At 72.4% G+C, this 23154-nt stretch carries 25 protein-coding genes and 3 tRNA genes; 6 read left to right on the forward strand and 22 right to left on the reverse strand.

All coding sequences use genetic code 11. The features are described from left to right. Window positions 1-11: 11 nt before the first annotated feature. The 9 genes from rnc to BX285_RS00350 all read right to left on the reverse strand — a co-directional run bounded on the left by rnc (window position 12) and on the right by BX285_RS00350 (window position 8979). Complete coding sequence (rnc, locus tag BX285_RS00310; protein WP_097236112.1) at window positions 12-800, reverse strand: ribonuclease III; 789 nt, start codon at window positions 798-800, stop codon at window positions 12-14. Window positions 801-820: 20 nt separating this feature from the next. Continuing rightward, window positions 821-994 (reverse strand): 50S ribosomal protein L32, encoded by a 174-nt coding sequence (rpmF, locus tag BX285_RS00315; protein WP_097236113.1) that lies wholly within the window; start codon window positions 992-994, stop codon window positions 821-823. A gap of 2 nt (window positions 995-996) precedes the next feature. Continuing rightward, complete coding sequence (locus BX285_RS00320) at window positions 997-1683, reverse strand: DUF177 domain-containing protein (protein WP_097236114.1); 687 nt, start codon at window positions 1681-1683, stop codon at window positions 997-999. Window positions 1684-1828: 145 nt separating this feature from the next. Further along, a complete protein-coding gene (locus BX285_RS00325; protein WP_121174185.1) occupies window positions 1829-3010 on the reverse strand; it encodes an ATP synthase F0 subunit B in 1182 nt (393 codons plus the stop codon). Between the two features lie 187 nt (window positions 3011-3197). Then, window positions 3198-3689: a pantetheine-phosphate adenylyltransferase gene (gene coaD, locus BX285_RS00330; protein WP_097236116.1), complete on the reverse strand. Its 492-nt coding sequence runs from the start codon at window positions 3687-3689 to the stop codon at window positions 3198-3200. 49 nt (window positions 3690-3738) lie between these two features. After that, a complete protein-coding gene (gene rsmD, locus BX285_RS00335) occupies window positions 3739-4323 on the reverse strand; it encodes a 16S rRNA (guanine(966)-N(2))-methyltransferase RsmD (protein ID WP_097236117.1) in 585 nt (194 codons plus the stop codon). A 112-nt stretch (window positions 4324-4435) separates the two neighbouring features. Beyond that, entirely contained in the window at window positions 4436-4969 is a 534-nt protein-coding gene (locus BX285_RS00340; protein WP_097236118.1) for a hypothetical protein, read from the reverse strand. Window positions 4970-5074: 105 nt separating this feature from the next. Further along, the gene (recG, locus tag BX285_RS00345; RefSeq protein ID WP_097236119.1) at window positions 5075-7306 is read right to left on the reverse strand and encodes an ATP-dependent DNA helicase RecG; all 2232 of its coding nucleotides are present in this window, start codon (window positions 7304-7306) and stop codon (window positions 5075-5077) included. Between the two features lie 41 nt (window positions 7307-7347). Further along, the gene (locus BX285_RS00350; RefSeq protein WP_179852745.1) at window positions 7348-8979 is read right to left on the reverse strand and encodes a DAK2 domain-containing protein; all 1632 of its coding nucleotides are present in this window, start codon (window positions 8977-8979) and stop codon (window positions 7348-7350) included. Window positions 8980-9278: 299 nt separating this feature from the next. On the opposite strand from BX285_RS00350, the gene rpmB reads away from it, so the two are divergent. Further along, window positions 9279-9464 carry a 50S ribosomal protein L28 gene (rpmB, locus tag BX285_RS00355; RefSeq protein WP_014138233.1) on the forward strand — a complete coding sequence of 62 codons (186 nt, stop codon included), beginning with the start codon at window positions 9279-9281 and terminating at the stop codon, window positions 9462-9464. Window positions 9465-9647: 183 nt separating this feature from the next. Here the strand turns inward: rpmB and thiD are convergent, their stop codons facing one another. The 3 genes from thiD to BX285_RS00370 form a co-directional block, all read right to left on the reverse strand. Beyond that, window positions 9648-10475 (reverse strand): bifunctional hydroxymethylpyrimidine kinase/phosphomethylpyrimidine kinase, encoded by an 828-nt coding sequence (gene thiD, locus BX285_RS00360; RefSeq protein ID WP_121174186.1) that lies wholly within the window; start codon window positions 10473-10475, stop codon window positions 9648-9650. Between the two features lie 23 nt (window positions 10476-10498). Further along, window positions 10499-11524, reverse strand: coding sequence for an ATP-dependent 6-phosphofructokinase (locus BX285_RS00365; RefSeq protein WP_097236122.1), 1026 nt, complete (start codon window positions 11522-11524; stop codon window positions 10499-10501). Between the two features lie 182 nt (window positions 11525-11706). Continuing rightward, entirely contained in the window at window positions 11707-12672 is a 966-nt protein-coding gene (locus BX285_RS00370; protein ID WP_097236123.1) for a thiamine-phosphate kinase, read from the reverse strand. Between the two features lie 223 nt (window positions 12673-12895). Between BX285_RS00370 and BX285_RS00375 the strand changes: the two genes are divergently transcribed. Continuing rightward, the gene (locus BX285_RS00375) at window positions 12896-13129 is read left to right on the forward strand and encodes an Lrp/AsnC family transcriptional regulator (protein ID WP_097239984.1); all 234 of its coding nucleotides are present in this window, start codon (window positions 12896-12898) and stop codon (window positions 13127-13129) included. A 19-nt stretch (window positions 13130-13148) separates the two neighbouring features. Next, window positions 13149-13667: a DUF3515 domain-containing protein gene (locus BX285_RS00380; RefSeq protein ID WP_097236124.1), complete on the forward strand. Its 519-nt coding sequence runs from the start codon at window positions 13149-13151 to the stop codon at window positions 13665-13667. A 112-nt stretch (window positions 13668-13779) separates the two neighbouring features. Here BX285_RS00380 and BX285_RS00385 read toward each other — a convergent pair whose 3' ends face one another. The 3 genes from BX285_RS00385 to BX285_RS00395 all read right to left on the reverse strand — a co-directional run bounded on the left by BX285_RS00385 (window position 13780) and on the right by BX285_RS00395 (window position 16830). Continuing rightward, on the reverse strand, window positions 13780-14925 hold the full coding sequence (locus tag BX285_RS00385; RefSeq protein WP_097236125.1) for a D-alanine--D-alanine ligase family protein: 1146 nt from the start codon (window positions 14923-14925) through the stop codon (window positions 13780-13782). Window positions 14926-14998: 73 nt separating this feature from the next. After that, a complete protein-coding gene (locus BX285_RS00390) occupies window positions 14999-16003 on the reverse strand; it encodes an NAD(P)H-dependent glycerol-3-phosphate dehydrogenase (protein WP_257032396.1) in 1005 nt (334 codons plus the stop codon). Continuing rightward, window positions 16000-16830, reverse strand: coding sequence for a 1-acyl-sn-glycerol-3-phosphate acyltransferase (locus tag BX285_RS00395; RefSeq protein WP_097236127.1), 831 nt, complete (start codon window positions 16828-16830; stop codon window positions 16000-16002). The genes BX285_RS00390 and BX285_RS00395 overlap by 4 nt, the downstream gene beginning before the upstream one ends. 230 nt (window positions 16831-17060) lie before the next feature. On the opposite strand from BX285_RS00395, the gene cofC reads away from it, so the two are divergent. Next, window positions 17061-17744, forward strand: coding sequence for a 2-phospho-L-lactate guanylyltransferase (gene cofC, locus BX285_RS00400; RefSeq protein WP_183106966.1), 684 nt, complete (start codon window positions 17061-17063; stop codon window positions 17742-17744). A gap of 120 nt (window positions 17745-17864) precedes the next feature. Continuing rightward, a complete protein-coding gene (locus tag BX285_RS00405) occupies window positions 17865-18086 on the forward strand; it encodes a hypothetical protein (protein ID WP_030257846.1) in 222 nt (73 codons plus the stop codon). Between the two features lie 206 nt (window positions 18087-18292). On the opposite strand, the gene BX285_RS00410 is transcribed toward BX285_RS00405, so the two are convergent. The 4 genes from BX285_RS00410 to leuC all read right to left on the reverse strand — a co-directional run bounded on the left by BX285_RS00410 (window position 18293) and on the right by leuC (window position 21715). After that, window positions 18293-19012, reverse strand: a complete 720-nt coding sequence (locus BX285_RS00410; RefSeq protein WP_097236129.1) for an HU family DNA-binding protein — start codon at window positions 19010-19012, stop codon at window positions 18293-18295. Window positions 19013-19145: 133 nt separating this feature from the next. Then, window positions 19146-19493: a hypothetical protein gene (locus BX285_RS39440; RefSeq protein ID WP_373560477.1), complete on the reverse strand. Its 348-nt coding sequence runs from the start codon at window positions 19491-19493 to the stop codon at window positions 19146-19148. A 182-nt stretch (window positions 19494-19675) separates the two neighbouring features. Continuing rightward, window positions 19676-20272, reverse strand: a complete 597-nt coding sequence (gene leuD, locus BX285_RS00420; RefSeq protein ID WP_097236130.1) for a 3-isopropylmalate dehydratase small subunit — start codon at window positions 20270-20272, stop codon at window positions 19676-19678. Between the two features lie 3 nt (window positions 20273-20275). Next, a complete protein-coding gene (gene leuC, locus BX285_RS00425; protein WP_097236131.1) occupies window positions 20276-21715 on the reverse strand; it encodes a 3-isopropylmalate dehydratase large subunit in 1440 nt (479 codons plus the stop codon). 234 nt (window positions 21716-21949) lie between these two features. Between leuC and BX285_RS00430 the strand changes: the two genes are divergently transcribed. Beyond that, window positions 21950-22663, forward strand: a complete 714-nt coding sequence (locus tag BX285_RS00430; RefSeq protein ID WP_030246527.1) for an IclR family transcriptional regulator — start codon at window positions 21950-21952, stop codon at window positions 22661-22663. 157 nt (window positions 22664-22820) lie between these two features. On the opposite strand, the gene BX285_RS00435 is transcribed toward BX285_RS00430, so the two are convergent. The 3 genes from BX285_RS00435 to BX285_RS00445 all read right to left on the reverse strand — a co-directional run bounded on the left by BX285_RS00435 (window position 22821) and on the right by BX285_RS00445 (window position 23133). Beyond that, a tRNA-Gln gene (locus BX285_RS00435) sits at window positions 22821-22895 on the reverse strand. Window positions 22896-22961: 66 nt separating this feature from the next. Continuing rightward, window positions 22962-23034, reverse strand: a tRNA-Glu gene (locus BX285_RS00440). 26 nt (window positions 23035-23060) lie between these two features. Beyond that, window positions 23061-23133 (reverse strand) — tRNA-Glu (locus tag BX285_RS00445). Between the last annotated feature and the right edge of the window lie 21 nt (window positions 23134-23154).

The raw sequence follows: 23154 nt of genomic DNA on the forward strand, positions 1-23154 counted from the left end.
CCGCGCTCGCGCTACGCCCCGGCGGGCAGCCGGTCGGCGTACTTCTCCTTGATCGCGCGCCAGGCGCTCTCGGCGGCCTTCTGCTCGGCTTCCTTCTTCGAGCGGCCCACGCCGCTGCCGAAGTCCTCGCCGGCCACCCGGGCCGCCGCGGTGAAGGTCTTCTCGTGGTCCGGACCGGACTCCATGACCACGTACTCGGGAACGCCGATGCCCACCGAGGCGGTGAGCTCCTGGAGGCTGGTCTTCCAGTCCAGGCCGGCACCCAGTTGAGAGGACTCCTCGATCAGCGGGTCGAACAGCCGGTGGACGAACTCGGTTGCCGCGTCCAGGCCCTGGTCCAGGTAGACGGCCCCGATCACGGCCTCGACGGTGTCGGCGAGGATCGACGACTTGTCGCGGCCGCCGGTTCCCTCCTCGCCCTTGCCGAGCCGGATGAACGCGCCGAGGTCCAGGCCCCGGCCGACGTCCGCGAGCGCACGGGAGTTGACCACCGCGGCGCGCAGCTTGGCGAGCGTGCCCTCCGGGACGTCCGGGTGGACGCGGTAGAGGGTGTCGGTCACCACCAGGCCCAGCACCGAGTCGCCGAGGAACTCCAGGCGCTCGTTGGTGGGCAGCCCCCCGTTCTCGTACGCGTACGAGCGGTGGGTCAGGGCACGCACCAGAAGGGCGCGCTCGAGCGTGTACCCGAGGCGCCCTTCCAGGACGTCGTATTCGGTCGAAGCCGGCCCGCCGGCCTTGCCGCCGCCCGAAGAACCCTTCGGGGCGGTGGACGCCTTGCGGGTGGAGTTACCGTCCGACATCGATCCGTGCACCCCGCCGATCAGACCGAGAGGACCTGGCGACGGTTGTACGTGCCGCAGCTCGGGCACGCGATGTGCGAGAGCTTCGGCTCGTGGCAGCGGTCGCACGCCACGAGGGCCGGGGCAACGGCCTTCCAGTTGGACCGACGGTGGCGCGTGTTGCTGCGCGACATCTTCCGCTTCGGAACAGCCACGGCTACTTCTCCTGGTTCTCGGCGAGACCCTCACGGGTGTCGCTGGTCTTGGTTCCCCGCCGCCCGTTAGCGGCTTCGCCGCGGGCCTCGTCGCCGGGGGTGGCGGAGAGTCCCTGCAGTGCCGCCCACCGGGGGTCGACGGCGTCGTGGTGGTGCGCCGGGTCGTCGCTCAGGCGCGCTCCGCATTCGGAGCACAGGCCCAGGCAGTCTTCCTGGCACACCGGCTGCAGCGGCAGTGCGAGCACCACCGCGTCACGCAGCACCGGCTGGAGGTCGAAGAAGTCGCCCTCCAGGCGGTAAGTCTCTTCCTCCGAGTCCTCGTCGAGGTCCTCGGCCCCGGAGGTCCGGGCGCGGTGGCGCTCGTCGGACTCCGGGTAGTAGTACAGCTCCTGGAAGTCCACGTCGATGTCGAACTCGACGGGCTCCAGGCACCGGACGCACTCGCCCTCGACGTGGGCGTCGGCGGTGCCGGTGACCAGCACGCCCTCGACCACGGACTCCAGGCGGAGTTCCAGCTCGATCGGGCTCTTCTCCGGGACGCCGATGACGTCGACGATCCCGAAGCCCTCGGGGGCCTCCAGGGTCCGGGTCACCTTGCGCATCGAACCCGGACGACGGCCCAGCTCGTGCGTGTCGAACACGAGGGGGTCGCGGTGGTCGAGGCGGTTCACGGTGGTCCTGACTTCCATGGGGAATCTTCGATGTGTCCCCATACAAGTCGACGTTGCGAGGGCAAGCCGAGAGGCGGGCATGGGGATGCCGGAGTGGTCAGACTACCGGAGTCTCCCGTCAGGCCCAACTTCGGTCCTGTCGGGAGGCCCCTCGGCGGCCCGCTCAGCGGCCGCCGAGCTCCCGCAGCCTGGTCATGTCGATCATGCTGGTGTCGAAGAAGCTGGTCTCGTCCAGGCCCTGCTGCTGGTGCGGCACGGCCGGCGGGGCGGCGGGCGGCTGCGGGTAGGCGTAGCCGTCGTACCCCTGCGCACCGTAGCCCTGCTGCTGCTGCTGGTGCTGGTGCTGGTGCTGCTCGTAGCCGTAGCCGGCCTGCTGCTGGTCCGGGTAGCCCTGCTGCGGGTAACCGCCCTGCTGCTGGCCCCACTGGGTGTTGTACGGGTCGCCCTGGCCGGCCGGGTCGAAGCCCCCGCCGTACACCTCGGCGTACTGCCCGCCCGGCTGCTGGGCGGCGGCGTACTGGTCGGCCCCGGGGCCCTGCCAGCCGGCCGCGGCCGGGGTCTGCTCCGGCCAGCTCTGCTGCTGCGGGACGTCCTCGCGGTACCAGGCGATGTCCGCGCCGTCGGCGTCGTCGGCGAAGCCCGCCGCCACCGCCTCGGCCCGCTCCTTGGCCTGCTGCGCCTCGTCGGCGGCGGCCAGGTAGGCGCCCAGCTCGTCGATGGGGCGCTTGCCGAGCAGCTTGTCGCGGCCCTTGCCGACGGCGTCCAGGGTGGCGCTCAGCACGTTCTCCAGCGTGGCGAGCTTCACATCGACGTACTCGTCCACCTCGGGGCTCGGGCTGATCCGCTGCGGGCGGAACTCCTCGCCGTCGCCCTCGCCCGCGGGCTCGCTCTCGAAGACGCCGGCGTCGCCGCGCAGCTTGGAGCGGCCGCGGCCGACCGCGCCGAGCGTCTTGGTCAGCACCACCTCGAAGTTGGCGAGCTTGCTGTCCACGTAGTCGTCGGCCTCGGCCCGCTTGGTCTCGACCTCGGCGCGCGCCTCGGCGAGGATCCGGTCGGCCTGGGACTGCGCCTGGCGGACGACCTCGGTGTCCGAGATCAGCGAGCCGCGTTCGGCGTGCGCCCCCTGGATGATCCGCTCGGCCTCCTCCTGCGCACCGGCCACCACCTGCTCGTGGTCGGCCATCACCGACTGCGCCTGGGCCAGTTCGGCGGGCAGCGCCGCCTTGAGGTCGTTGAGCAGGCCGATCAGCTCGGCCCGGTTCACCACGCAGGAGGCCGACATCGGCATCGAGCGGGCGTTCTCGACCGCCGCCACGATCTCGTCGACCTTGTTCTGCACGTCCACGGGGCTTCGTCTTTCCGTGTGCCGCCGACGGTCCGGCGGAGGCAGGCCCGGCGCGGTGGACCTCACCGCAGGGCAGGAATACAGACTGTACGGCCACCGCGGGGCAGGGTCACAACGCCTGCGTCGAACCCGCCTCCCGCCCTTCGGACAATCCGTGACGAACCGGCAGAAAGGGGCAGGCAGCCGACTACTGCTCGGCCCTGCGCTCCGCGATCCGCTCGACCAGCCGGCGGTGCACCGTCTCCGGCAGCAGGTGCGAGACGTCGCCGCCGTACGAGGCGACCTCCTTGACCAGCGTCGAGGAGAGGAAGCTGTACGTCGGCGAGGTCGGCAGGAACAGCGTCTCCACGCCGGACAGGCCGTGGTTCATCTGGGCCATCTGCAGCTCGTAGTCGAAGTCGCTGACCGCCCGCAGGCCCTTGATGATCGCGGGGATGCCGCGCTCCCGGCAGTAGTCCACCAGCAGGCCGTGGTGCGACTCGACCACCACGTTCCCGAACGGGGCGGTGACCTCCTCGATCAGGCCGATCCGCTCCTCGACGGTGAACATGCCCTGCTTGTTCCGGTTGATCAGGACCGCGACATGCACCACGTCGTAGAGCTTCGAGGCCCGCTCGATGATCTCCAGGTGGCCCTTGTGGATCGGGTCGAACGAACCGGGGCAGACGGCTCGGCGCATGGCGTGTGTGCTCCCTCGTGGGGTGACGGCTGCTGCGGGCCGCGGCCCGCTACTCGTGATCGCTGGCCTCGGCGGCGGCGCGACCGTACCAGAGCGTGCCCTCGCCGTAGCGGCGGGAGCGCAGCACCTCGAAGCCCTCGGGCCAGCCGAACTCGCCGCCACGGGTGCTGCGCTCCACGGTGACGAGTGCGTCCTCCGCGAGCCAGCCCCCAGCCGACAGTGTGATCAGCATCTCGCGCAGTTCCTCGTCCGTCACGGCGTACGGCGGATCGAGGAACACCAGGTCGTAAGGGGACTGCGGAGGTGGCCCGGCGATCACCTTCTCCGCCTTGGCGGCCCGCACCTCGGCGCCCGGCAGGCCGATCGTGCGGACGTTCTCCCGGATCACCCGGGCCGCCTGGCTGTCCGCCTCGACCAGCAGGACGTGCTCGGCGCCGCGCGACAGCGCCTCCAGGCCGACCGCGCCCGATCCGCCGAACAGGTCCAGCATCCGCGCCCCGTGCAGGGTGCCGCGGAACGCCTCCAGGGTGGAGAACATCGCCTCCCGGGCCTTGTCGGAGGTCGGACGGGTGCCCCGGCCGGGCGGTACGGCCAGCCGGCGGCCGCCGGCCGACCCGGCGATCACGCGGGTCATGGTGGTGGAAGGTCCTTTCGTCGCTGCCCGACCACGCTATCCCGCGCCGAGCCCGCGAGTGACCTTCGCAGGCCCCGCCGATCGGACCGGCGGGGCCTGCGGAGTCGGGCGGTCAGCTCGCCTCGGAGCCCGTCTGCTGGGCCGGGACGGCCGCGCCGAGCAGGGCCGGCGACGCGTAGCGGGACCAGGACAGGCAGCCGTCGGGCGGGCAGAACTCGGGGCGGCGCGGGTCGTGCCCGAGCTCGCGCAGCTTGGTCCGGACGGAGTCGGGCGTGCGGCCGAAGCGGGCGGCGATCCGGGCGATGGTCTCGCTGTCGTGGAAGCGCCGGACCAGCTCCTCCTCGTGCTGCGGCACCCAGGGGGCGCCGTGGCCGGGGTACAGCTCGCGCAGCACGTCGCGGTCGGGGATGGGCTCGGAGACGTCGGCGACGATCGCCAGCGCCCGCAGCGCGCGGTTGAGCGCGATCCGCAGCGAGGCGACGTCCTCGACCGGCAGGCGGAGCTTGCCCGAGGCGAGCGGCGCGGCGGCCGCCCCCTCGCGCCAGCCGGTCAGGGTGAGGGTGACCTCGCGGTCGTCGTCGCTGGCGAGTTCGATCCGGAAGACCTTGTCGCCCAGCGGGAGCTCGTTGAGATGACGGAATGCCATGGCAGGACCCCCAAGTGTCGCGCCAGGTACGCACCTTGAGGGTGCGTCCTGAACACCTTCATTCTCTCCCGGGGGTCTGACAATCGGGCCTCCCCTGCGACCCGCTCAGCCCTTCTCCATGTAGGCCGCGCGGTCCTCGTCGAGCAGGCTCTCCAGCGCGGTGCGCAGCTCCGGGTGGGCAGCCAGCTCCGGGTCCTCGGCGACCAGCCGGGTGGCCTCGGTCCGGGCGGTGAGGATGACCTCCTCGTCCTCCAGCACCGAGAGCACCTTGAGCGAGGACTTCACCCCGGACTGCGCCTGGCCCAGCACATCGCCCTCGCGGCGCTGTTCGAGGTCGATCCGGGACAGCTCGAAACCGTCCAGGGTGCCCGCCACCGCGTCCAGCCGGGCCCGCGCGGCGCTGCCCCCGGGCATGTCGCTGACCAGCAGGCACAGGCCGGCCGCACTGCCGCGGCCGACCCGGCCGCGCAGCTGGTGGAGCTGGGAGACGCCGAAGCGGTCGGCGTCCATGATGACCATCACGGTCGAGTTGGGGACGTTGACGCCGACCTCGATGACCGTGGTGGCGACCAGCACGTCCACCTCGCCGGCCGTGAACCGCCGCATCACCTCGTCCTTGGCCTCCGGGGCGAGCCGCCCGTGCAGGATCTCCACCCGCAGCCCGGCGAGCGGGCCCTTCAGCAGCTGCTCGGCGGTCTCCACCACCGAGAGCGGGGGCCGTCGTTCGTCGCTCGCGGCGCCGATGTCGGCGACCTCCTCGAAGTCCTCCTCGGCGGCCCGGCGCCGCTTCTTCGGCTCGGCCGCGGGCTCCTCGTCCCCGATCCGGGGGCAGACCACGTACGCCTGGTGGCCCTTGGCGACCTCCTCGCGGACCCGCTCCCAGGCCCGGGCCAGGAAGTTGGGCTTCTCCAGCGCCGGGACGACGTGGGTGGAGATCGGCGAGCGGCCGGCCGGCAGCTGGTCCAGGACGGAGGTCTCCAGGTCCCCGAAGACGGTCATCGCGACGGTGCGCGGGATCGGGGTGGCGGTCATCACCAGCAGGTGCGGCGGCTGGTCCCCCTTGGCCCGCAGCGCGTCCCGCTGCTCGACGCCGAACCGGTGCTGCTCGTCCACCACGACCAGGCCGAGGTCCTGGAACTGCACCTTGTCCTCGATCAGCGCGTGGGTGCCGATGGCGATTCCGGCGTCCCCGCAGGCCATGTCCAGCAGCGCCTGGCGGCGGGCCGGGACGCCCATCGAGCCGGTCAGCAGCACCACCCGGGTGCCGAGGTCGGAGCCGCCGAGCATGCCGCCCTCGGCGAGGTCCCCCATCATCTCGACGATCGAGCGGTGGTGCTGCTGGGCCAGCACCTCGGTGGGCGCCAGCAGCACGGCCTGGCCGCCCGCGTCGACCACGGCCAGCATGGCCCGCAGCGCGACCAAGGTCTTGCCTGAGCCGACCTCGCCCTGGAGGAGGCGGTGCATCGGGTGGTCGGTGGCGAGGTCGGCGGCGATCTCCGCGGACACCTTCTGCTGGCCCTCGGTGAGGGTGAACGGCAGCCGGGCGTCGAAGGCGTCCAGCAGTCCGCCCGCACGGGCCTCGCGCGGCTTGGCGGGCAGCGCGGAGTCGGCGGCCCGGCGCCGGGCCAGGGCGACCTGGAGCACGAAGGCCTCGTCCCAGCGCAGCCGGCTCTGGGCGCGCTCGCGGTCGGCCTGGCTGCGCGGGCGGTGGATCAGCTCCAGCGCCTCGGGCAGCGGGATCAGCTCGTGCCGCTCGCGCAGCTCTGCGGGCAGCGGCTCACCGACGTCGCCGAGGTGCTTGGTGAGCGCGGTCTCGATGCAGATCGACAGCTTCCAGCTGGGCATCTGCGCGCTGGCGCCGTACACCGGGATGAGCCGGCCGGCGAACTGCTTCGCGGCGTCGCCAGCTCCGGTCGATGCAGTGGCGTCCTCGTCGAGCAGCTGGTAGTCGGGCGAGACCAGTTGGCGGCTGCGGTTGAAGACGCCGACCTTGCCCGCGAACAGGCCCTGGGCGCCGGCCTTGAGCTCCTTCTGCCGCCAGCCCTGGTTGAAGAAGACCAGCGAGAGCCGGCTGCGGCCGTCGGTGACGACGACCTCCAGGCGGTCGCCCTTGCGGCCGCGGAACGGGATCAGGGTGACCTTCTCGATCCGGGCCAGCACGGTGACGTGCTCGTCGACCTCCAGCTCGTCCAGGCTGGTGAGCTGGCCGCGTTCGACGTAGCGCCGCGGGTAGTGGTGCAGCAGGTCCCCGACCGTGCGCAGCTTGAGGCTGTCGGCGAGCACCTTCGCGGTGCGGTCGCCGACGAGCTTGGTCAGTGGTTCATCGAGAGCGCCCATCAGCGCCCTGTTTACACCACACCACCGACAAAAACCGCGCCCTACTCCACGCCGATCAGCAGCGGTGCCGGTTCCTGCCCGCCGTGGAAGACCACCGCGTCCACCTCGGGCCGCCGGTGCCGCACGTGCGCGACCAGCCGTTCGGCCAGCGCCTCCTCGGTGCCCTCGCCGAGGACCAGGGTGACGAGTTCGCCGCCCGCGCCGAGCATCCGGTCGAGCACGCTCTCGCCGACCTCGGCCAGCCCGGTGCCGATCACCGCGACGTCGCCGTCGATCAGGCCGAGCACGTCACCGGCCTGGCAGACCCCGGCCATCGTCCAGGACTCCCCCTCGGCGACGGCGAGTTCGGCGTACCGGGTGGCCCCGGCGGCGGAGGTCATGGCGACGACGTCCTCGTCGAAGCGGCGGCCGCCCTCGTGCACCGCGAGCGCCGCCAGCCCCTGCACCGGCGAGCGGGTGGGCAGGACGGCGATCCGGACCCCCTCCTCGCGCAGCTGGTCGGCGGCGGCCCCGGCGGCGGCGCGCAGCTCGGGGTCGTTGAGCAGCAGGACGACCTCGCGGGCGGCCGAGCGGCGCACGGCGGCGGCGAGTTCGGTGCTGGACGGCGGCCGGTCCGGGTCGGCGTGCAGGACGACGGCGCCGGCCTGCTCGCAGAGTTCGGCCAGGCCCCCGCCGGAGACGACGGAGAGCACCGCGCGGGCCCGCTCCTCGCGCTCGCCGCCTTCGGCGGCGGTGCCGGAGCGGGCGGCGGCCTCGGCGAAGTGGGTGATCCGGATCTGGTGCGGGCGCCCGGCCTCGACGCCCGCCTCCACGGCGGCGCCCGCGTCGTCCACGTGGACGTGCACGTTCCACAGGCCGTCGCCGCCGCCGATCACCAGCGAGTCGCCGAGCCCGCCGAGCCGCTCGCGCAGCGCGGGCAGCGCCTCGTCGGGGGCGTCCAGCAGGTAGATGACCTCGAAGGCGGGGTGGCCGGGGCCCGGCGGCCGCAGGTGCACCTCGCAGCTCTCCATGGCCCGGACGTCCCCGCGCAGCGCGACCGGCCCCATCGGCTGCTGCCCGGCGACGGCGTCGGCGAGCGCCCCGAGGACGGTGACCAGGCCGCGCCCGCCGGCGTCCACGACCCCGTTCTCGGCCAGGACGGCGAGCTGCTCGGGGGTGTGCCGCAGCGCGTCCCGGGCGGCCCGGTACGCGGTGTCGGCGACCTGGGCGAGCCCGTCCCCGGCCTGCACCGCCTCCCGGGCGGCAACCCTGGCGACGGTCAGCAGCGTGCCCTCGACGGGCTCCGCGACGGCCTGGTAGGCGGAGTCGGCGGCCCGTTGCAGGGCGGCCCGCAGCTGTTCGGCGCCGCCGCCCTCGGCCAGCGTCTCGGCGGTTCCGCGCAGCCACTGGGCGAGGATCACCCCGGAGTTGCCGCGGGCGCCGACCAGCGCACCGCGGGCCATCGCCCGGACGGCGTCGGCCAGTCCGGGGGCCGGGTCGGCGGCGGGGTCGGCGAAGCGGCTCTCCACCTCGGCGGCGGCGGACTCGACGGTCAGGTAGAGGTTGGTGCCGGTGTCGCCGTCCGGGACCGGGTAGACGTTGAGCGCGTCGATCTCCTCGCGCGCCTGGCCGAGCGCGCGCAGGGCGAGCTGGCACCAGGTGCGCACGGCCGGGGCGTCGAGCGTGTGCAGCACCAGGTCTCCTCCGGATGGGACGCCGCGATGGCCTGTGGGGCAGCAGCACGTGCAGAGCTGCGGCGAGGGGTGGTACCGGCAGGTTATCGGGGGCCGGGGAGGGCCGTCCGGACCGGCGACCGCAGCGATCACTCGGCCGGTCATGGTAGTTTCGTGGGACGGAAGCAAGCGTTGTATGCTCTTCCGGTTGCCTGGAACCGTCCAGGCTCACCCCCTTGTCCGGTCTGGTTCACGCGAGTGCTCCGGTGGGTGGGCGGGGTTTTCGAAAGTAACTGATCTGAAGTCTTGGAGTGACTCCTGTGGCTGCCAACTGCGACGTCTGCGGCAAGGGGCCGGGCTTCGGCAACAGCATCTCCCACTCTCACCGCCGTACCCCCCGTCGTTGGAACCCCAACATCCAGACGGTGCGCGCTGTGATTGGGCGGACGCCGAAGCGGCTCAACGTCTGCACCTCGTGCATCAAGGCCGGTAAGGTCTCGCGCTGACGCGCAGACCGGCATGCCGGTCCTCCAGTGAGCCGGTTCATCCTCGGATGGACCGGCTTCGCTGTTCTTCGGACCGGTCACGCCGTTTTCCGGACTCACCAGTGGTGGGCGGGCTCTCCCGGGAGCCCGCCCACCACTGTTTCCGGAGCCGTTTCCCGGCTCCCCCGGGCTTCCCCGGCTCCCTCAGCGCCAGCGCCAGGCGTGGTCGACCGGCCCGATGCCCGCACCCAGGGCGAACCCCCCGGCGATCGCACCGGTGATGTACTCCTTGGCCGAGCCCACCGCCTCCGGCAGCGACTCGCCCTTGGCCAGGCCGGCCGCGATCGAGCTGGCCAGGGTGCAACCGGTGCCGTGGGTGTGCCGGTTGTCGTAGCGCGGCGCCCGGTACCAGTGCTCCTCTCCCGGCCCGCCGTACAGCAGGTCGGCGGCCTCGCCCTCCAGGTGGCCGCCCTTGACCAGCACCCAGCGCGGCCCGAGGTCGAGCAGCGCCTTCGCGGCGTCCAGCATCTGCGCCTCGGCCTCGACGGTCCGGCCGGTGAGCTGCGTCACCTCGTGCAGGTTGGGGGTGGCCAGGGTGGCGACCGGCAGCAGCTTCTCGCGGACGGTGGCGACGGCCTCCGCGGCCAGCAGCGCGTCCCCGTGCTTGGAGACGCCGACCGGGTCGACCACCACCGGGGCGCCCACCCCGGCCAGCAGCTCCGCGACGGTCTCGACCAGCTCGATCGAGGCGAGCATGCCGGTCTTCACGGCCTGCACGCCGATGTCGTCCACCACGCTGCGGAACTGCGCCCGGACGGCCTCGGCGGGCAGTTCCCAGTAGCCCTGGACGCCGAGGGAGTTCTGCGCGGTGACGGCGGTGATCACGCTCATGCCGTGGACACCGAGGGCGAGCATCGCCTTGAGGTCGGCCTGGATGCCGGCGCCGCCGCCGGAGTCCGAGCCGGCGACGGTGAGCACGCGCGGGGGCGCCACGTGCGGGCGTGCCACCTGGGGAGGTGCAGTCGAAACCATGCCCCCAACCTACCCGCGCGGCCTCACAGCACGGCTTCGGACTCCACCCAGCGGTCCTCCGGCACCGTCTTCAGCCGGGTCACCGCCTCGCCGATCGGCAGCAGCTCGATCCCGGTCCGGCGCAGCGCGGTGAAGTGCCCGAACGCGCCCTGGTGCACGGCCTCCACCGCGTGCCAGCCGAAGCGGGTGGCGAGCACCCGGTCCCGGGCGGTCGGGGTGCCGCCGCGCTGGACGTGGCCGAGGATGACCGGACGGGCCTCCTTGCCGAGCAGGTCCTCCAGCTCGTGGGCGAGCCGGTTGCCGATCCCGCCGAAGGTCCGGTGGCCGTACTGGTCGACCTCGCCGTGGTCGAAGCGCATGGTGCCGGGCACCGGGGCCGCGCCCTCGGCCACGGCGATGATGGCGAACTTCTTGCCCCGGGCGAAGCGGTCCTCGATTATCCGGGCCACCGCCTCGATGTCGAAGGGCTTCTCCGGGATCAGGATGCCGTGCGCACCGCCGGCCATGCCCGCGGTGAGGGTGATCCAGCCGGTGTGCCGGCCCATCAACTCGACGACCATGACGCGCTGGTGGGACTCGGCGGTGGTCTTCAGCCGGTCGATCGCCTCGGTCGCGACGTGCACCGCGGTGTCGAAGCCGAAGGTGACGTCGGTGGCCTCGATGTCGTTGTCGATGGTCTTCGGCACCCCGACCACCGGCAGCCCGGCCTCGCTGAACAGCTTGGCGGCGGTCAGCGTCCCCTCGCCGCCGATCGCGATCAGCGCGTCGATGCCGATGTCCCGGGCCAGCACCTTGGCGTTCTCCACCGCCCAGGCGATCCGGTCGCGCCGCACCCGGGCCGAGCCGAGGACGGTGCCGCCGAGGGTGAGCAGACCGGTGACGTCGTCGTGCGAGACCGTCCGGGTACGGCCCTCGATCAGGCCGAGGAAACCGTCCAGGATGCCGACGATCTCGTCGCCGTGGACGTCCGTCCCCCGGTGCACCACCGAGCGGATCACCGCGTTGAGGCCGGGGCAGTCGCCGCCGCTGGTCAGTACACCGATGCGCATGTCAGGTGTGCTCCCGCTCGCCGTGGTTCGGCCCGCCCGCGCCGGACGGGCCGGCGGGCGGGCTCGGATGGCGCAAGCCTACGCACAACGCACCCGCGAAGCCCGTCCCTCGCCCGCGCGGAGCGTCATGTCCCGCTCCCCGCGAGGAGAACAGCACCCGCGACTGCGCGATCGGCAGCCTCTCACTCGGCGAAGTGGTCCCAGCCGCCGACCCGGTCCCAGGGCGCGCCGTCCACCGTGACCCGGCCGCTGCGGCTGCCCGTCGGCCGGCCGGTCACCTCGCCCACCACCCGCCAGCGGGCCGGGAGTTGGACCCCGCGCGGGAAGGTCGCCACGATCGCGTGGTCCTCGCCGCCGGAGAGCACCCAGACCAACGGGTCCACCCCGACCGCCTGGCCGATGTCCGCCATCTGCGCCGGGACGTCGAAGTCGGCGGCCTTCAGGTCGATGTCCACCTCGCTGGCCCGGGCCACGTGGCCGAGGTCGGCGACCAGCCCGTCGCTCACGTCGATCATCGAGGTGGCGCCCAACTCGGCCCCCGCCGGGCCCGCGTGGTACGGCGGTTCGGGCCTGCGGTGCGCCTCGACGAAGGCGCGCGGGGAGCGGAAGCCGCGCTGCAGCACGGTCAGTCCGGCGGCCGACCAGCCGAGCCAGCCGGTCACCGCGACCACGTCGCCGACCTGCGCGCCGGAGCGGGTCACCGCCGCGCGCCCCTGGAGGTCCCCGAGCGCCGTGATGGCCAGCGTGACGGTGTCGCCGCGCACCACGTCGCCGCCGACCACCGTCGCCCCGGCCACCTGGCACTCGTCGCGCAGCCCGTCCATCAACTCGGTTGCCCAGGTGGTCGGCAGGTCGGCGGGGGCGACCAGGCCGAGCAGTATCGCGGTCGGCACCGCCCCCATCGCGGCCACGTCGGCGAGGTTCTGGGCGGCGGCCTTGCGGCCCACGTCGTAGGCGGTGGACCAGTCCCGGCGGAAGTGCCGGTTCTCGATCAGGACGTCCGTGGTCGCCACGACCCGGCCGTCCGGAGCCCGCACCACCGCGGCGTCGTCCCCCGGGCCGAGGTCGACCGCATCGGTGAGCGGTACCCGGGCGGTCAGCTCCCTGATGAGGCCGAACTCGCCGAGCTCGCCCACGGTCCCCTGCATCTGCGTCCTCTCGCCTTTCTTCCGGATGGCACTGCCATCCGTTCCGGTCCCCGTCGCGCTCCCCCGCGCGCAGCGTACGCCCTTCGGAGGTGCGGAAGTCTCCCCTCCCCGGCCCGCTGCGCGGTAGCGTGGTGATCAGACTGCCGGTGAGCCCACCCCACCCTCGAATCCTGACCGGGTGATCACGGCGGCGATCCCCGTAACCGGCCGCCGGGAGGTCCCCGTGGTACAGGCATACATCCTGATCCAGACCGAGGTAGGAAAGGCCACCGCGGTGGCCCGTACGATCGCCGGGATCCCCGGCGTGCTCACCGCCGAGGACGTCACCGGCCCCTACGACGTGATCGTCAAGGCCGAGGCCGAGACCATGGACGACCTGGGCCGCCTGGTGGTGGCCGAGGTGCAGAAGGTCGAGGGCATCACCCGCACCCTCACCTGTCCCGTGGTCCACCTGTAACCCCGGCTACCATCGGCGGGTGGCCAGAGAACTCCGTGTCCCCCGGGCGCTGACCGCCCTGCCGGCGCCGATCCGCTGGCTTGCCCTGCCCGTCGCGCTGACCTGCGCGGTCGTCGCACTGGTCGGCAGTTGGGGCCCGGCCGATCCGAAGGTCGAGGCCCCGACGCCGGGCGGCAAGGCGGCCGGCTACTGCAGGGCGCTGGCCGCCGCGCTGCCACCGGAGTTGCTCGGGCACGCCCGCAAGGACCCGTCGCCCGCCTCCCCGTACGTGGCCGCCTGGGACAGTTCGCCCCGGACGGTGCTGCGTTGCGGCATCGACCGCCCGGAGGAGCTGGACGGCGAGCACGCCAAGGACTGGTCCCCGACCGTCGACGACGTCACCTGGTGGTCGCAGAAGCTCGGCGACGGCGGCTACCGCTTCGTGACGACCATGCGCGCCGCCTACGTCGAGGTGACCGTCCCGGCCGGGGCCGCACGGAACCCCTTCGACCCGGCGGCCGCGCTCACCCCGCTGGTCAAGGCCAACGTCCCCGGCTGAGCCGGACGGCACCACACGGCGCACGACGTACGGAGGGCGGGCCGGGAGCTCCCGGCCCGCCCTCCGCCGTACGAAGACCTGCGCCGTACGAAGACCTCCGCCGTACGGACCGCTAGCGCAGACCGGTCGAGCGCCGCAGCGCCGTCTGCAGCAGCCGGTCGATCAGCTCCGGGTAGGGGACCCCGCTGGCCTCCCACATCTTCGGGTAGGCCGAGATCGGGGTGAAGCCGGGCATGGTGTTGATCTCGTTGATCATCCAGGTGCCGTCCTCCAGCAGGAAGAAGTCCACCCGGGCCAGGCCCTCGCAGCCGAGCGCCTCGAAGGCCACGACGGCCTGGCGCCGGATCTCGGCGAGCTCCTCGGGGGTGAGGTTCGCCGGGATCTGCACGTCGGAGGAGTCGATGTACTTGGCCTCGAAGTCGTAGAAGTCGTAGCCCTCGCCGACCAGGACCTCGCCGGCCACGCTGGCCCGCGGGCCGTCCTCGAACTCCAGCACGCCGCACTCGATCTCGCGGCCGGTCACGCCCGCCTCGATGATCAGCTTGGGGTCGTGCCGGCGGGCCTCCTCGATCGCGGCGTCGAGGTCGGCCAGGTCCTTGACCTTGGTGATGCCGATGCTGGAGCCGGCCCGGCAGGGCTTCACGAACAGCGGCAGACCGAGCTCGCCGGCCCGCTCGCGCACCTCCGCGCGGCCCTCCTCGGTCTCCCAGTCGCGCGGCCGGACGATGGTGTAGCGGCCGACGTCCAGGCCGTGCGAGGCCAGGATCCGCTTGGAGAACTCCTTGTCCATGCCGGCCGCGCTGGCCAGCACGCCGTTGCCCACGTACGGGACGCCGGAGAGCTCCAGCAGGCCCTGCAGGGTGCCGTCCTCGCCCCAGGGGCCGTGCAGCAGCGGGAACACCACGTCGACCTCGCCGAGGGCCTTGGGGGCGCTGCCCGGCTCGTTGAGCAGCACCTCCCGGCTGCCCGGGGCGACCGGCAGCGCGACCTGCCCGTCGACGGCCTCGGCGACGTGGGCCACGTCCGGCAGCCTGCCGTCGGTGATGGCCATCCGGGCCGGCTCGTCGCTGGTCAGCGCCCAGCGGCCCTCGTGCGTGATGCCGATCGGCAGCACGTCGTACTTGTCGCGGTCGATCGACCTGAGCACGCTGCCCGCGGTGGAGACCGAGATGGCGTGCTCGGAGCTGCGTCCGCCGAAGACCAGCGCGACGCGCGGCTTCGGGGCGGACGGGTTCGGGGAGGACTGTTCGATGCTCATATCGGGTTTGAGACTACCGTGCGACGTGTTTCCGGGACGTCAACCGCCCCGGCGGGCACGTCCCCCCGGAGTGTCAGCGCCGCCGCTCGGCCTTCGCCGAGCGCGACATCAGCGCCTGCAGCGCCTCCTGGGTCGGCCGCCCGTTGTGCACCACGTCCACCACGGCCTCGACGATCGGCATGTCGACCCCGTTGCGCCGGGCCAGGTCGAGCACCGACTCGCAGGACTTGACGCCCTCCGCGGTCTGCCGGGTGGCCGCGATGGTCTCCTCCAGCGACATGCCCCGGCCCAGGTTCATGCCGAAGGTGTTGTTGCGGGACAGCGGCGAGGAGCAGGTGGCGACGAGGTCGCCCATCCCGGCCAGCCCCGCGAAGGTGTGCGGGTCGGCGCCCAGCACCTCGCCGAGCCGGGTGGTCTCGGCCAGCCCGCGGGTGATCAGCGTCGCCTTGGTGTTGTCACCGAGCCCCATGCCGGCCGCCATGCCGACGGCCAGGCCGATCACGTTCTTGACGGCGCCGCCGAGTTCGCAGCCCACCACGTCGGTGTTGGTGTACGGCCGGAAGTACGGCGTGTGGCAGGCCGCCTGGAGCCGCTTGGCGACGGCCTCGTCGGCGCAGGCGACGACACTGGCCGCGGGCTGCCGGTTGGCGATCTCCTTGGCCAGGTTGGGCCCACTGACCACCGCGACGCGCTCCGGGCCGACCTTGGTGACCTCGTCGATCACCTCGCTCATCCGCTTGGCGGTGCCGAGTTCGATGCCCTTCATCAGGCTGACCAGCACGGTCTGCGGCTCGATCAGCGGCGTCCAGGCGGCGAGGTTGTCGCGCAGCGTCTGCGAGGGCACCACCAGCACCGCGAAATCGGCACCGGCCAGCGCCTCGGCGGCGTCGGTGGTGGCCCGGACGGTGTCGGGCAGCCGGACGCCCGGCAGGTAGTCCGGGTTCTCGTGCGTGGAGTTGACGGCGTCCACCAGTTCCCGGCGGCGGGCCCAGAGCACGACCTCGCAGCCGGCGTCGGCGAGCACCATCGCGAACGCGGTGCCCCAGGAGCCGGTCCCCATCACTGCGCAGCGGGTCACTTGCCGGCCTCCTCGACGCCCTTGTCGGGCTCACCCTTGGCGCGCCGGCGCTCGGCCAGGGCCGCCGCGGCGCGCTGCCGCGCGGCCTTGCGCATGTCGTAGCGCTCGGCGGGCGGTTCCTCGCCGCGGACCTCGGCCAGCACGGCGGTGATCGCCGTCATGATGTCCTCGGTCGCGTCGGCGAGCACCTGGGTGGTGAGCTCCAGGCCCTGGTATTTGCTCAGGTCCACCGGCGGCCCGGCCGCGACGGTCACCTTGTGGCGCGGGAAGAGGTTGAACTTGCCCTTCCCGTAGCCGGGCCGGCCGTACGGCGGGATGATCTCGTGCGCGCCCCAGTGCGCGACCGGGATGACCGGCGCGCCGGTCATCAGCGCGACCCGGGCGACCCCGCTCTTCCCGGTCATCGGCCACAGGTCCGGATCCCGGGTGAGCGTTCCCTCCGGGTAGAACTGCACGCACTGACCGCTGTTGACGGCGGCGATCGCGGCCCGGAACGCCTGTGCGGCATCGGTGGAATCACGGAAAACCGGAATCTGACCGGTCTTGCGGAGCATGAATCCGATGAAGGGAATCGAGAACAGCGAGGACTTGCCGAGAATGCGCGGCGGGCGGCCGCTGTTGTACTGCCAGTGCGCGTAGATCACCGGGTCGATGATCGAATTGTGGTTCACCGCGGCGATGAAGCCGCCTTCCTTCGGAAGGTGCTCCCAGCCCCGCCAGTCGGGCTTCACCAGGGCGGTCGTCACCGGCTTCACCAGCACGGCCGCGAAGCGGTACCAGATGCCGTAGTCGGCGTTGCCGAACTTGGCGTACGAGCGGCGGGCCACCCCAGCTCCTTCTCATCCGATGCGGCACGTGGGGTGCCGCGGTCATGTCCTCCCGGTGCCGTGCACCGGAACGAGCGGTGACCGGGCCACGGACGCGGACCAGTCTCGCCCGCCCGCTCACCGGCTGTCGAGCGACCGCGCCAACCCGCCCCGCGGGCGTGATCAAACGCACGTCCGCACAGTTCGGACGGCCTGGCGAGGGCTCCGGGACCAGCGTCACAATGACGCCGATGACCCAGGACACCGTACGCCCCAGCGAGCCCGTCGCGCCCGCCGCACCCACCGCCGGATGGTCGTTGGTGCTCCCGCTCAAGCCGCTCGCCCTGGCGAAGAGCAGACTCGCCCCGTACGCCGGGCCGCACCGGGCCGACCTGGCGCTGTCGTTCGCGCTGGACACGGTCACCGCCGCGCTGGCCACCCCGGGCGTCGCCCGGGTCCTGGTGGTCACCCGCGACGCCGCCGCCGGCGCCCGGCTGTCCGCGCTCGGCGCGCGGGTGGTCGCCGACGAGCCCGGCGGCGGCCTCAACCGGGCGCTGGCGCACGGGGCCTCGGCCGCCCTGGCGCTCGCCCCGCGGGCTCCGCTGGCCGCCCTCTCCGCGGACCTTCCGGCCCTGCGCCCGGCCGAACTGGCCCGGGTGCTGGGCGCCGTGCCGCCGGACGGCCGGGCGTTCCTGCCGGACTCCCCGGGCCTGGGCACCACCCTGCTCGCCTGCGCCCCGGGGCGCCCGCTCTTCCCCGCCTTCGGGGACGGCTCGCGGGCCCGGCACGCGGCCGGCGGGGCGCTCGAACTGCGGCTCGCGGAGGTGGAGTCGGTGTGCCGGGACGTCGACACCGGAGCGGACCTCGGCGAGGCGGCGGCGCTCGGCCTCGGCCCGTACACCAGCGCGCTGTTCGCCCGCCTGAACCTGTCCTGAACCGGTCCCGGCTCTGCCCTGAGCCCGTCCCGGGCCTGCCACAGGGCCGAGCCCGGTCAGAGCCCGCCCGACCGACGTACGGCCCCGACCCGCCCCCGGCCCGCTCGCTATGCTGCTGGCATGCAGGCCACCGCGTTCACCTTCGACCCCGCCACCCGGGCCGGCTCCGTGCTGCTCGACGACGGGACCCCGGTGCCGTTCGACGCGGCCGCCTTCGACGCCGGCGGCCTGCGGCTGCTGCGCCCCGGCCAGCGGGTGCGGATCCGCACCGAGGGCACCGGCGAGGCCCGCCGGGTGGTCTTCGTGACCCTGCAGACCTTCCCCGACCCCGCCGAGGGCTGAACCTCCGCACCGCGGCCGCCCGACAGGACGCCCCTCCAGGGCCCCCACCGGGCAGTTCACCGTCGACGCCCCCGGCCCGCCGCACGCCGTCGAATCCTGACCGAGCGCCCGGAAACCGAAAGAGCCGCGGCCACCGGTCTCCGCGATGCGCGGGAGGGGTGCCGCGGCTCTAGGCCGAAGGCCGTCCGAGGACGGTCGCGCGGGACTTACTTGGCGGTGGTCTTGCGCGCGGTGGTCTTGCGGGTGGCGGTCTTCTTCGCCGGAGCCGTCTTCTTGGCCGTGGCGGTCGCCTTCTTGGCGGTGGCCGTGGTCTTCTTGGCGGCGGCGGTGGTGGTCGCCTTCTTGGCGGCGGCGGCCGTCTTCTTGGTCGCGGTCGCCGTGGTCTTCTTGGCGGCAGCGGTGGTCTTCGCAGCGGTCTTCTTGGCGGTGGTCGCCTTCTTCGCGGCGGTGGCCGTGGTCTTCTTGGCGGCAGCCGTGGTGGTCGCCTTCTTGGCAGCGGCCTTCTTGGTGACCGGAGCGGCGGCGGCAGCGGTGGCGGAACGCTTGGTGGCGGCGCGCTTGGCGGCCGGGGTGGCGGCCACACCGGTCTTGCCCGGGGTGAGGGAGCCCTTGGGCGCCTTCTTCACCGAGGGGCCCTCCTTCGGCAGCTTCTTGCTGCCGCTGACCAGGTCCTTGAAGCCCTGGCCCGGGCGGAAGCGGGGCACCGAGGTCTTCTTGACCTTGACGCGCTCGCCGGTCTGCGGGTTGCGGGCGAAGCGCGCGGAGCGCTCCACCTTCTCGAAGGTGCCGAACCCGGTGACCGAGACCCGGTCACCGGCCACGACGGCACGGACCATGGTGTCGAGCACTGCGTCGACGGCCTCTGCGGCAGCCTTGCGACCGCCCAGCTGCTCGGCCACCGCTTCGACAAGCTGAGCCTTGTTCACGTCTTCCCCTTCGGAAACGGGCGCCGGATGATTCCATCCGTTCTTTTCGCACGTTAGGTATGTATCTGCGGACTTTCAATTACCAAACGCGCGAATCACCCTAGTGTCGCAATGGATTTGCGCGTCGGCGACCTCAGCCGAGCGGCGGGCGCCCCTCGTCGAGGTCATGTACAAAGCGACTCAACCGCCTTGCCGCCTCCGGAAGATCGCGCTTGGCGGTCTCGGTGACGATGAGGAGTTGACGGGTGAGAGCGGTCTTTGCATCGGCAGACACGTTCAGCGCATGCACGCGGTCGTGAGCTTGCTTCAACCGCTCGGCCACGAGCGCGTAGAGCGCTGCGACTTCCTGGTCGTCCGGCCCCTCAGCTGGCGCGGAGGTGACGTCCGGCCGATCGTCAATTCGGCGTTCGGATGGCCGGCCCATGGAGTCCTCAGCCGCGGGTTCGCCGCCCGCGTACGGAGGTTCATGGTGCCGGTGCATGTACTGATTGTGCCATCTACCCGCAGTTGTACTTGCGCGGGGCCCTCTTCCGCAAAGCCAAATGGGCAATCCGGGGCGGCCCCCGGCGCTAACTCGTGCTCCGGAACGCCGGATGGCCCGGCCCCCCCGAGGGGGGCGCGGGCCATCCGGCGGATCGTCAGAATGCTTGTTCTGAAGGGAACTCAGGCGACCGGCAGGGTACGGGGCTTGAACGCCGGGCGGGTCGCCTCGAAGGCCGCGATGTCGGCCTCGTTCTGCAGCGTGATGCTGATGTCGTCCAGGCCGTTGAGCAGCCGCCACCGGACGTTGTCGTCCAGTTCGAAGGCCGCCGTGACGCCTTCGGCCCGCACTTCGCGTGCCTCCAGGTCAACGGTGATCTCGGCCGAAGGGTCACTCTCGGTGAGCACCCAGAGCTGCTCCACGGTCTCCTGCGGCAGGACGACCGTGAGCAGGCCGTTCTTCAGCGAGTTGCCCCGGAAGATGTCGGCGAAGCGGGACGAGATGACCGCGTGGAAGCCGTAGTTCTGCAGGGCCCAGACGGCGTGCTCGCGGGAGGAGCCGGTGCCGAACTCGGGGCCGGCCACCAGGACCGTGGCGCCCTGCCGCTCGGGCCGGTTGAGGACGAACGACTCGTCCTTGCGCCAGGCCTCGAACAGCCCGTCCTCGAAACCGGATCGGGTGACCTTCTTGAGCCAGTGGGCCGGGATGATCTGGTCGGTGTCCACGTTGCTGCGGCGCAGCGGGACGGCCCGGCCGGTGTGGGTGGTGAACTTCTCCATGGCTCAGGCCTCCACGGTGACGTCGGTGTCCGCCAGGTCGGCGGCGGTCAGGTCGGCGGGCGAGGCCAGTCGGCCCAGCACCGCGGTCGCGGCGGCGACCTGCGGGGAGACCAGGTGGGTGCGGCCGCCCTTGCCCTGCCGGCCCTCGAAGTTGCGGTTCGAGGTGGAGGCGCAGCGCTCCCCCGGGGCGAGCTGGTCGGGGTTCATGCCCAGGCACATCGAGCAGCCCGCGTGGCGCCACTCGGCGCCGGCCGCGGTGAACACCTTGTCCAGGCCCTCCTCGACGGCCTGCAGCGCGACCCGGACCGACCCGGGAACCACCAGCATCCTTACCCCGTCGGCGATCCGGCGGCCCTCCACGACGGCGGCCGCCGCCCGCAGGTCCTCGATCCGGCCGTTGGTGCAGGAGCCGACGAAGACGGCGTCGACCTTCACCTCGCGCAGCGGGGTGCCGGCCTCCAGGCCCATGTACGCCAGGGCGTTCTCGGCGGCCTGGCGCTCCTGCGGGTCGGCGAAGGAGGCCGGGTCCGGCACGTTCGAGCCCAGCGGGGCGCCCTGGCCGGGGTTGGTGCCCCAGGTGACGAAGGGGCTCAGCTCGTTCGCGTCGATGAAGATCTCGTGGTCGAAGACCGCGTCCTCGTCGGTAACCAGGGTCTTCCAGTACGCCACGGCGGCGTCCCAGTCCTCGCCCTGCGGGGCGTGCGGGCGGCCCTGGAGGTAGTCGAAGGTGGTCTCGTCCGGGGCGATCATGCCGGCCCGGGCGCCGGCCTCGATCGACATGTTGCAGATGGTCATCCGGGCCTCCATGGACAGGCTCCGGATCGCCGAACCGCGGTACTCCAGGACGTAGCCCTGGCCGCCCCCGGTGCCGATCTTCGCGATGACGGCCAGGATCAGGTCCTTGGCGGTGACGCCCTCGGGCAGGTCGCCCTCGACGGTGATCGCCATGGTGCGGAACGGTGCCAGCGGCAGCGTCTGGGTGGCCAGCACGTGCTCGACCTGGCTGGTGCCGATGCCGAACGCCAGCGCGCCGAAGGCGCCGTGGGTGGAGGTGTGGGAGTCACCGCACACCACGGTCATGCCGGGCTGGGTCAGGCCCAGCTGCGGGCCGACGACGTGCACGACGCCCTGCTCGACGTCGCCGAGGGAGTGGATCCGGACGCCGAACTCGGCAGCGTTCCGACGCAGGGTCTCCAGCTGCACCTTGGAGACCGGGTCCGCGATCGGCTTGTCGATGTCCAGGGTGGGGGTGTTGTGGTCCTCGGTGGCGATCGTCAGGTCGGTGCGGCGGACCCGGCGGCCGGCCAGCCGCAGCCCGTCGAAGGCCTGCGGGCTGGTGACCTCGTGGAGCAGGTGCAGGTCGATGAAGAGGAGGTCGGGTTCGCCCTCCGCACGCCGCACGACGTGGTCGTCCCAGACCTTCTCTGCGAGTGTCCGTCCCATCGGATTCCCTCCAGCCGGCCGCGGTGCCGGCCTTCTCGTGTCGTCGAGGTCGAAGCGTGCGCCGCCCAGTGCGGGGGCACCTTCGCACGACCTGCACGCCGGATCGCTGTCCACGATGCGGACACTCGGACGAGGCCGCATCCTGGTTGTCTCCCGGGCTGCTGCTATCCAGAGTGGCGCTTTTCCGGCGAGATTGAACTTGCGTCTCGCGGACTGAGACTGCAGTCTTAGGGCATGGACAACACTAGCGGCGTCGGCGTTCTCGACAAGGCCGCTCTGGTGCTGAGCGCACTGGAGTCGGGCCCCGCCACGTTGGCGGGGCTGGTCGCCGCCACCGGTCTGGCGCGCCCCACGGCCCACAGACTCGCCGTCGCACTCGAACACCACCGTCTGGTCACCAGGGACATGCAGGGGCGTTTCATCCTCGGCCCCCGCCTGTCCGAACTCTCCGCCGCGGCGGGCGAGGACCGGCTGCTCGCCACCGCGGGCCCGGTCCTGACCCACCTGCGCGACGTCACCGGCGAGAGCGCACAGCTCTACCGCCGCCAGGGCGAGATGCGGATCTGCGTCGCCGCCGCCGAGCGGCTCTCCGGCCTGCGGGACACCGTCCCGGTCGGCAGCACCCTGCCGATGAAGGCCGGCTCGGCCGCCCAGGTCCTGTTGGCCTGGGAGGAGCCCGAGCGGCTCCACCGCGGCCTCCAGGGCGCCCGCTTCACCGCCACCGCGCTGAGCGGCGTCCGGCGGCGCGGCTGGGCCCAGTCGATCGGCGAGCGGGAGCCGGGCGTCGCGTCCGTCTCCGCGCCCGTCCGCGGCCCCTCCAACCGCGTGGTGGCCGCCGTCTCCGTCTCCGGCCCGATCGAGCGGCTGACCCGCCACCCGGGCCGCCTGCACGCCCAGGCCATCATCGAGGCCGCGAACCGGCTCACCGAGGCCCTCCGCCGCAGCTGACCCCCGCTGCCCGGGGCGGATCCCCCACCCACCCCTTTCCCCCACCCACTCCCCCCACCGAAAACGCAGAAGGACCCCGCTCGGAATCGAGCGGGGCCCTTCTGGGCATTCACGGCACAAAGCAAAAAAGGCCCCGGGAACCGGGGCCTTCAATTTCTGGCTGGGGTACCAGGACTCGAACCTAGACTAAATGAACCAGAATCACTCGTGCTGCCAATTACACCATACCCCAACACAAAGCAAGGGCCGATGGGCACATCCTTGAAAAGGACACAGCCACCGGCTTCCTGCTCTGAAGTACCCCCGACCGGATTCGAACCGGCGCTACTGCCGTGAGAGGGCAGCGTGCTAGGCCGCTACACAACGGGGGCTTCCTGGCGATCCCTTGCGGGATCCGTACCCCCGACCGGATTCGAACCGGCGCTACTGCCGTGAGAGGGCAGCGTGCTAGGCCGCTACACAACGGGGGCTTTCCAGGTGATCCCTTGCGG

The sequence above is a fragment of the Streptomyces sp. 1114.5 genome (genome assembly GCF_003635085.1).
In the GTDB taxonomy this organism is placed as follows: Bacteria; Actinomycetota; Actinomycetes; order Streptomycetales; family Streptomycetaceae; genus Kitasatospora.

Bases quoted from the DNA above. Each gene is read 5' to 3' on its own strand.
- BX285_RS00405 (WP_030257846.1), top strand. From the start codon at position 17,865: ATGCAGGCCACCGCGTTCACCTTCGACCCCGCCACCCGGGCCGGCTCC.
- BX285_RS00340 (WP_097236118.1), bottom strand. From the start codon at position 4,969: ATGGCATTCCGTCATCTCAACGAGCTCCCGCTGGGCGACAAGGTCTTC.
- cofC (WP_183106966.1), top strand. From the start codon at position 17,061: ATGACCCAGGACACCGTACGCCCCAGCGAGCCCGTCGCGCCCGCCGCA.
- leuC (WP_097236131.1), bottom strand. From the start codon at position 21,715: ATGGGACGGACACTCGCAGAGAAGGTCTGGGACGACCACGTCGTGCGG.
- BX285_RS00370 (WP_097236123.1), bottom strand. From the start codon at position 12,672: ATGCAGGGGACCGTGGGCGAGCTCGGCGAGTTCGGCCTCATCAGGGAG.
- leuD (WP_097236130.1), bottom strand. From the start codon at position 20,272: ATGGAGAAGTTCACCACCCACACCGGCCGGGCCGTCCCGCTGCGCCGC.
- coaD (WP_097236116.1), bottom strand. From the start codon at position 3,689: ATGCGCCGAGCCGTCTGCCCCGGTTCGTTCGACCCGATCCACAAGGGC.
- BX285_RS39440 (WP_373560477.1), bottom strand. From the start codon at position 19,493: ATGCACCGGCACCATGAACCTCCGTACGCGGGCGGCGAACCCGCGGCT.
- rsmD (WP_097236117.1), bottom strand. From the start codon at position 4,323: ATGACCCGCGTGATCGCCGGGTCGGCCGGCGGCCGCCGGCTGGCCGTA.
- rnc (WP_097236112.1), bottom strand. From the start codon at position 800: ATGTCGGACGGTAACTCCACCCGCAAGGCGTCCACCGCCCCGAAGGGT.
- thiD (WP_121174186.1), bottom strand. From the start codon at position 10,475: ATGGTTTCGACTGCACCTCCCCAGGTGGCACGCCCGCACGTGGCGCCC.
- BX285_RS00385 (WP_097236125.1), bottom strand. From the start codon at position 14,925: ATGAGCATCGAACAGTCCTCCCCGAACCCGTCCGCCCCGAAGCCGCGC.
- BX285_RS00320 (WP_097236114.1), bottom strand. From the start codon at position 1,683: ATGGAAGTCAGGACCACCGTGAACCGCCTCGACCACCGCGACCCCCTC.
- BX285_RS00365 (WP_097236122.1), bottom strand. From the start codon at position 11,524: ATGCGCATCGGTGTACTGACCAGCGGCGGCGACTGCCCCGGCCTCAAC.
- recG (WP_097236119.1), bottom strand. From the start codon at position 7,306: ATGGGCGCTCTCGATGAACCACTGACCAAGCTCGTCGGCGACCGCACC.
- BX285_RS00430 (WP_030246527.1), top strand. From the start codon at position 21,950: ATGGACAACACTAGCGGCGTCGGCGTTCTCGACAAGGCCGCTCTGGTG.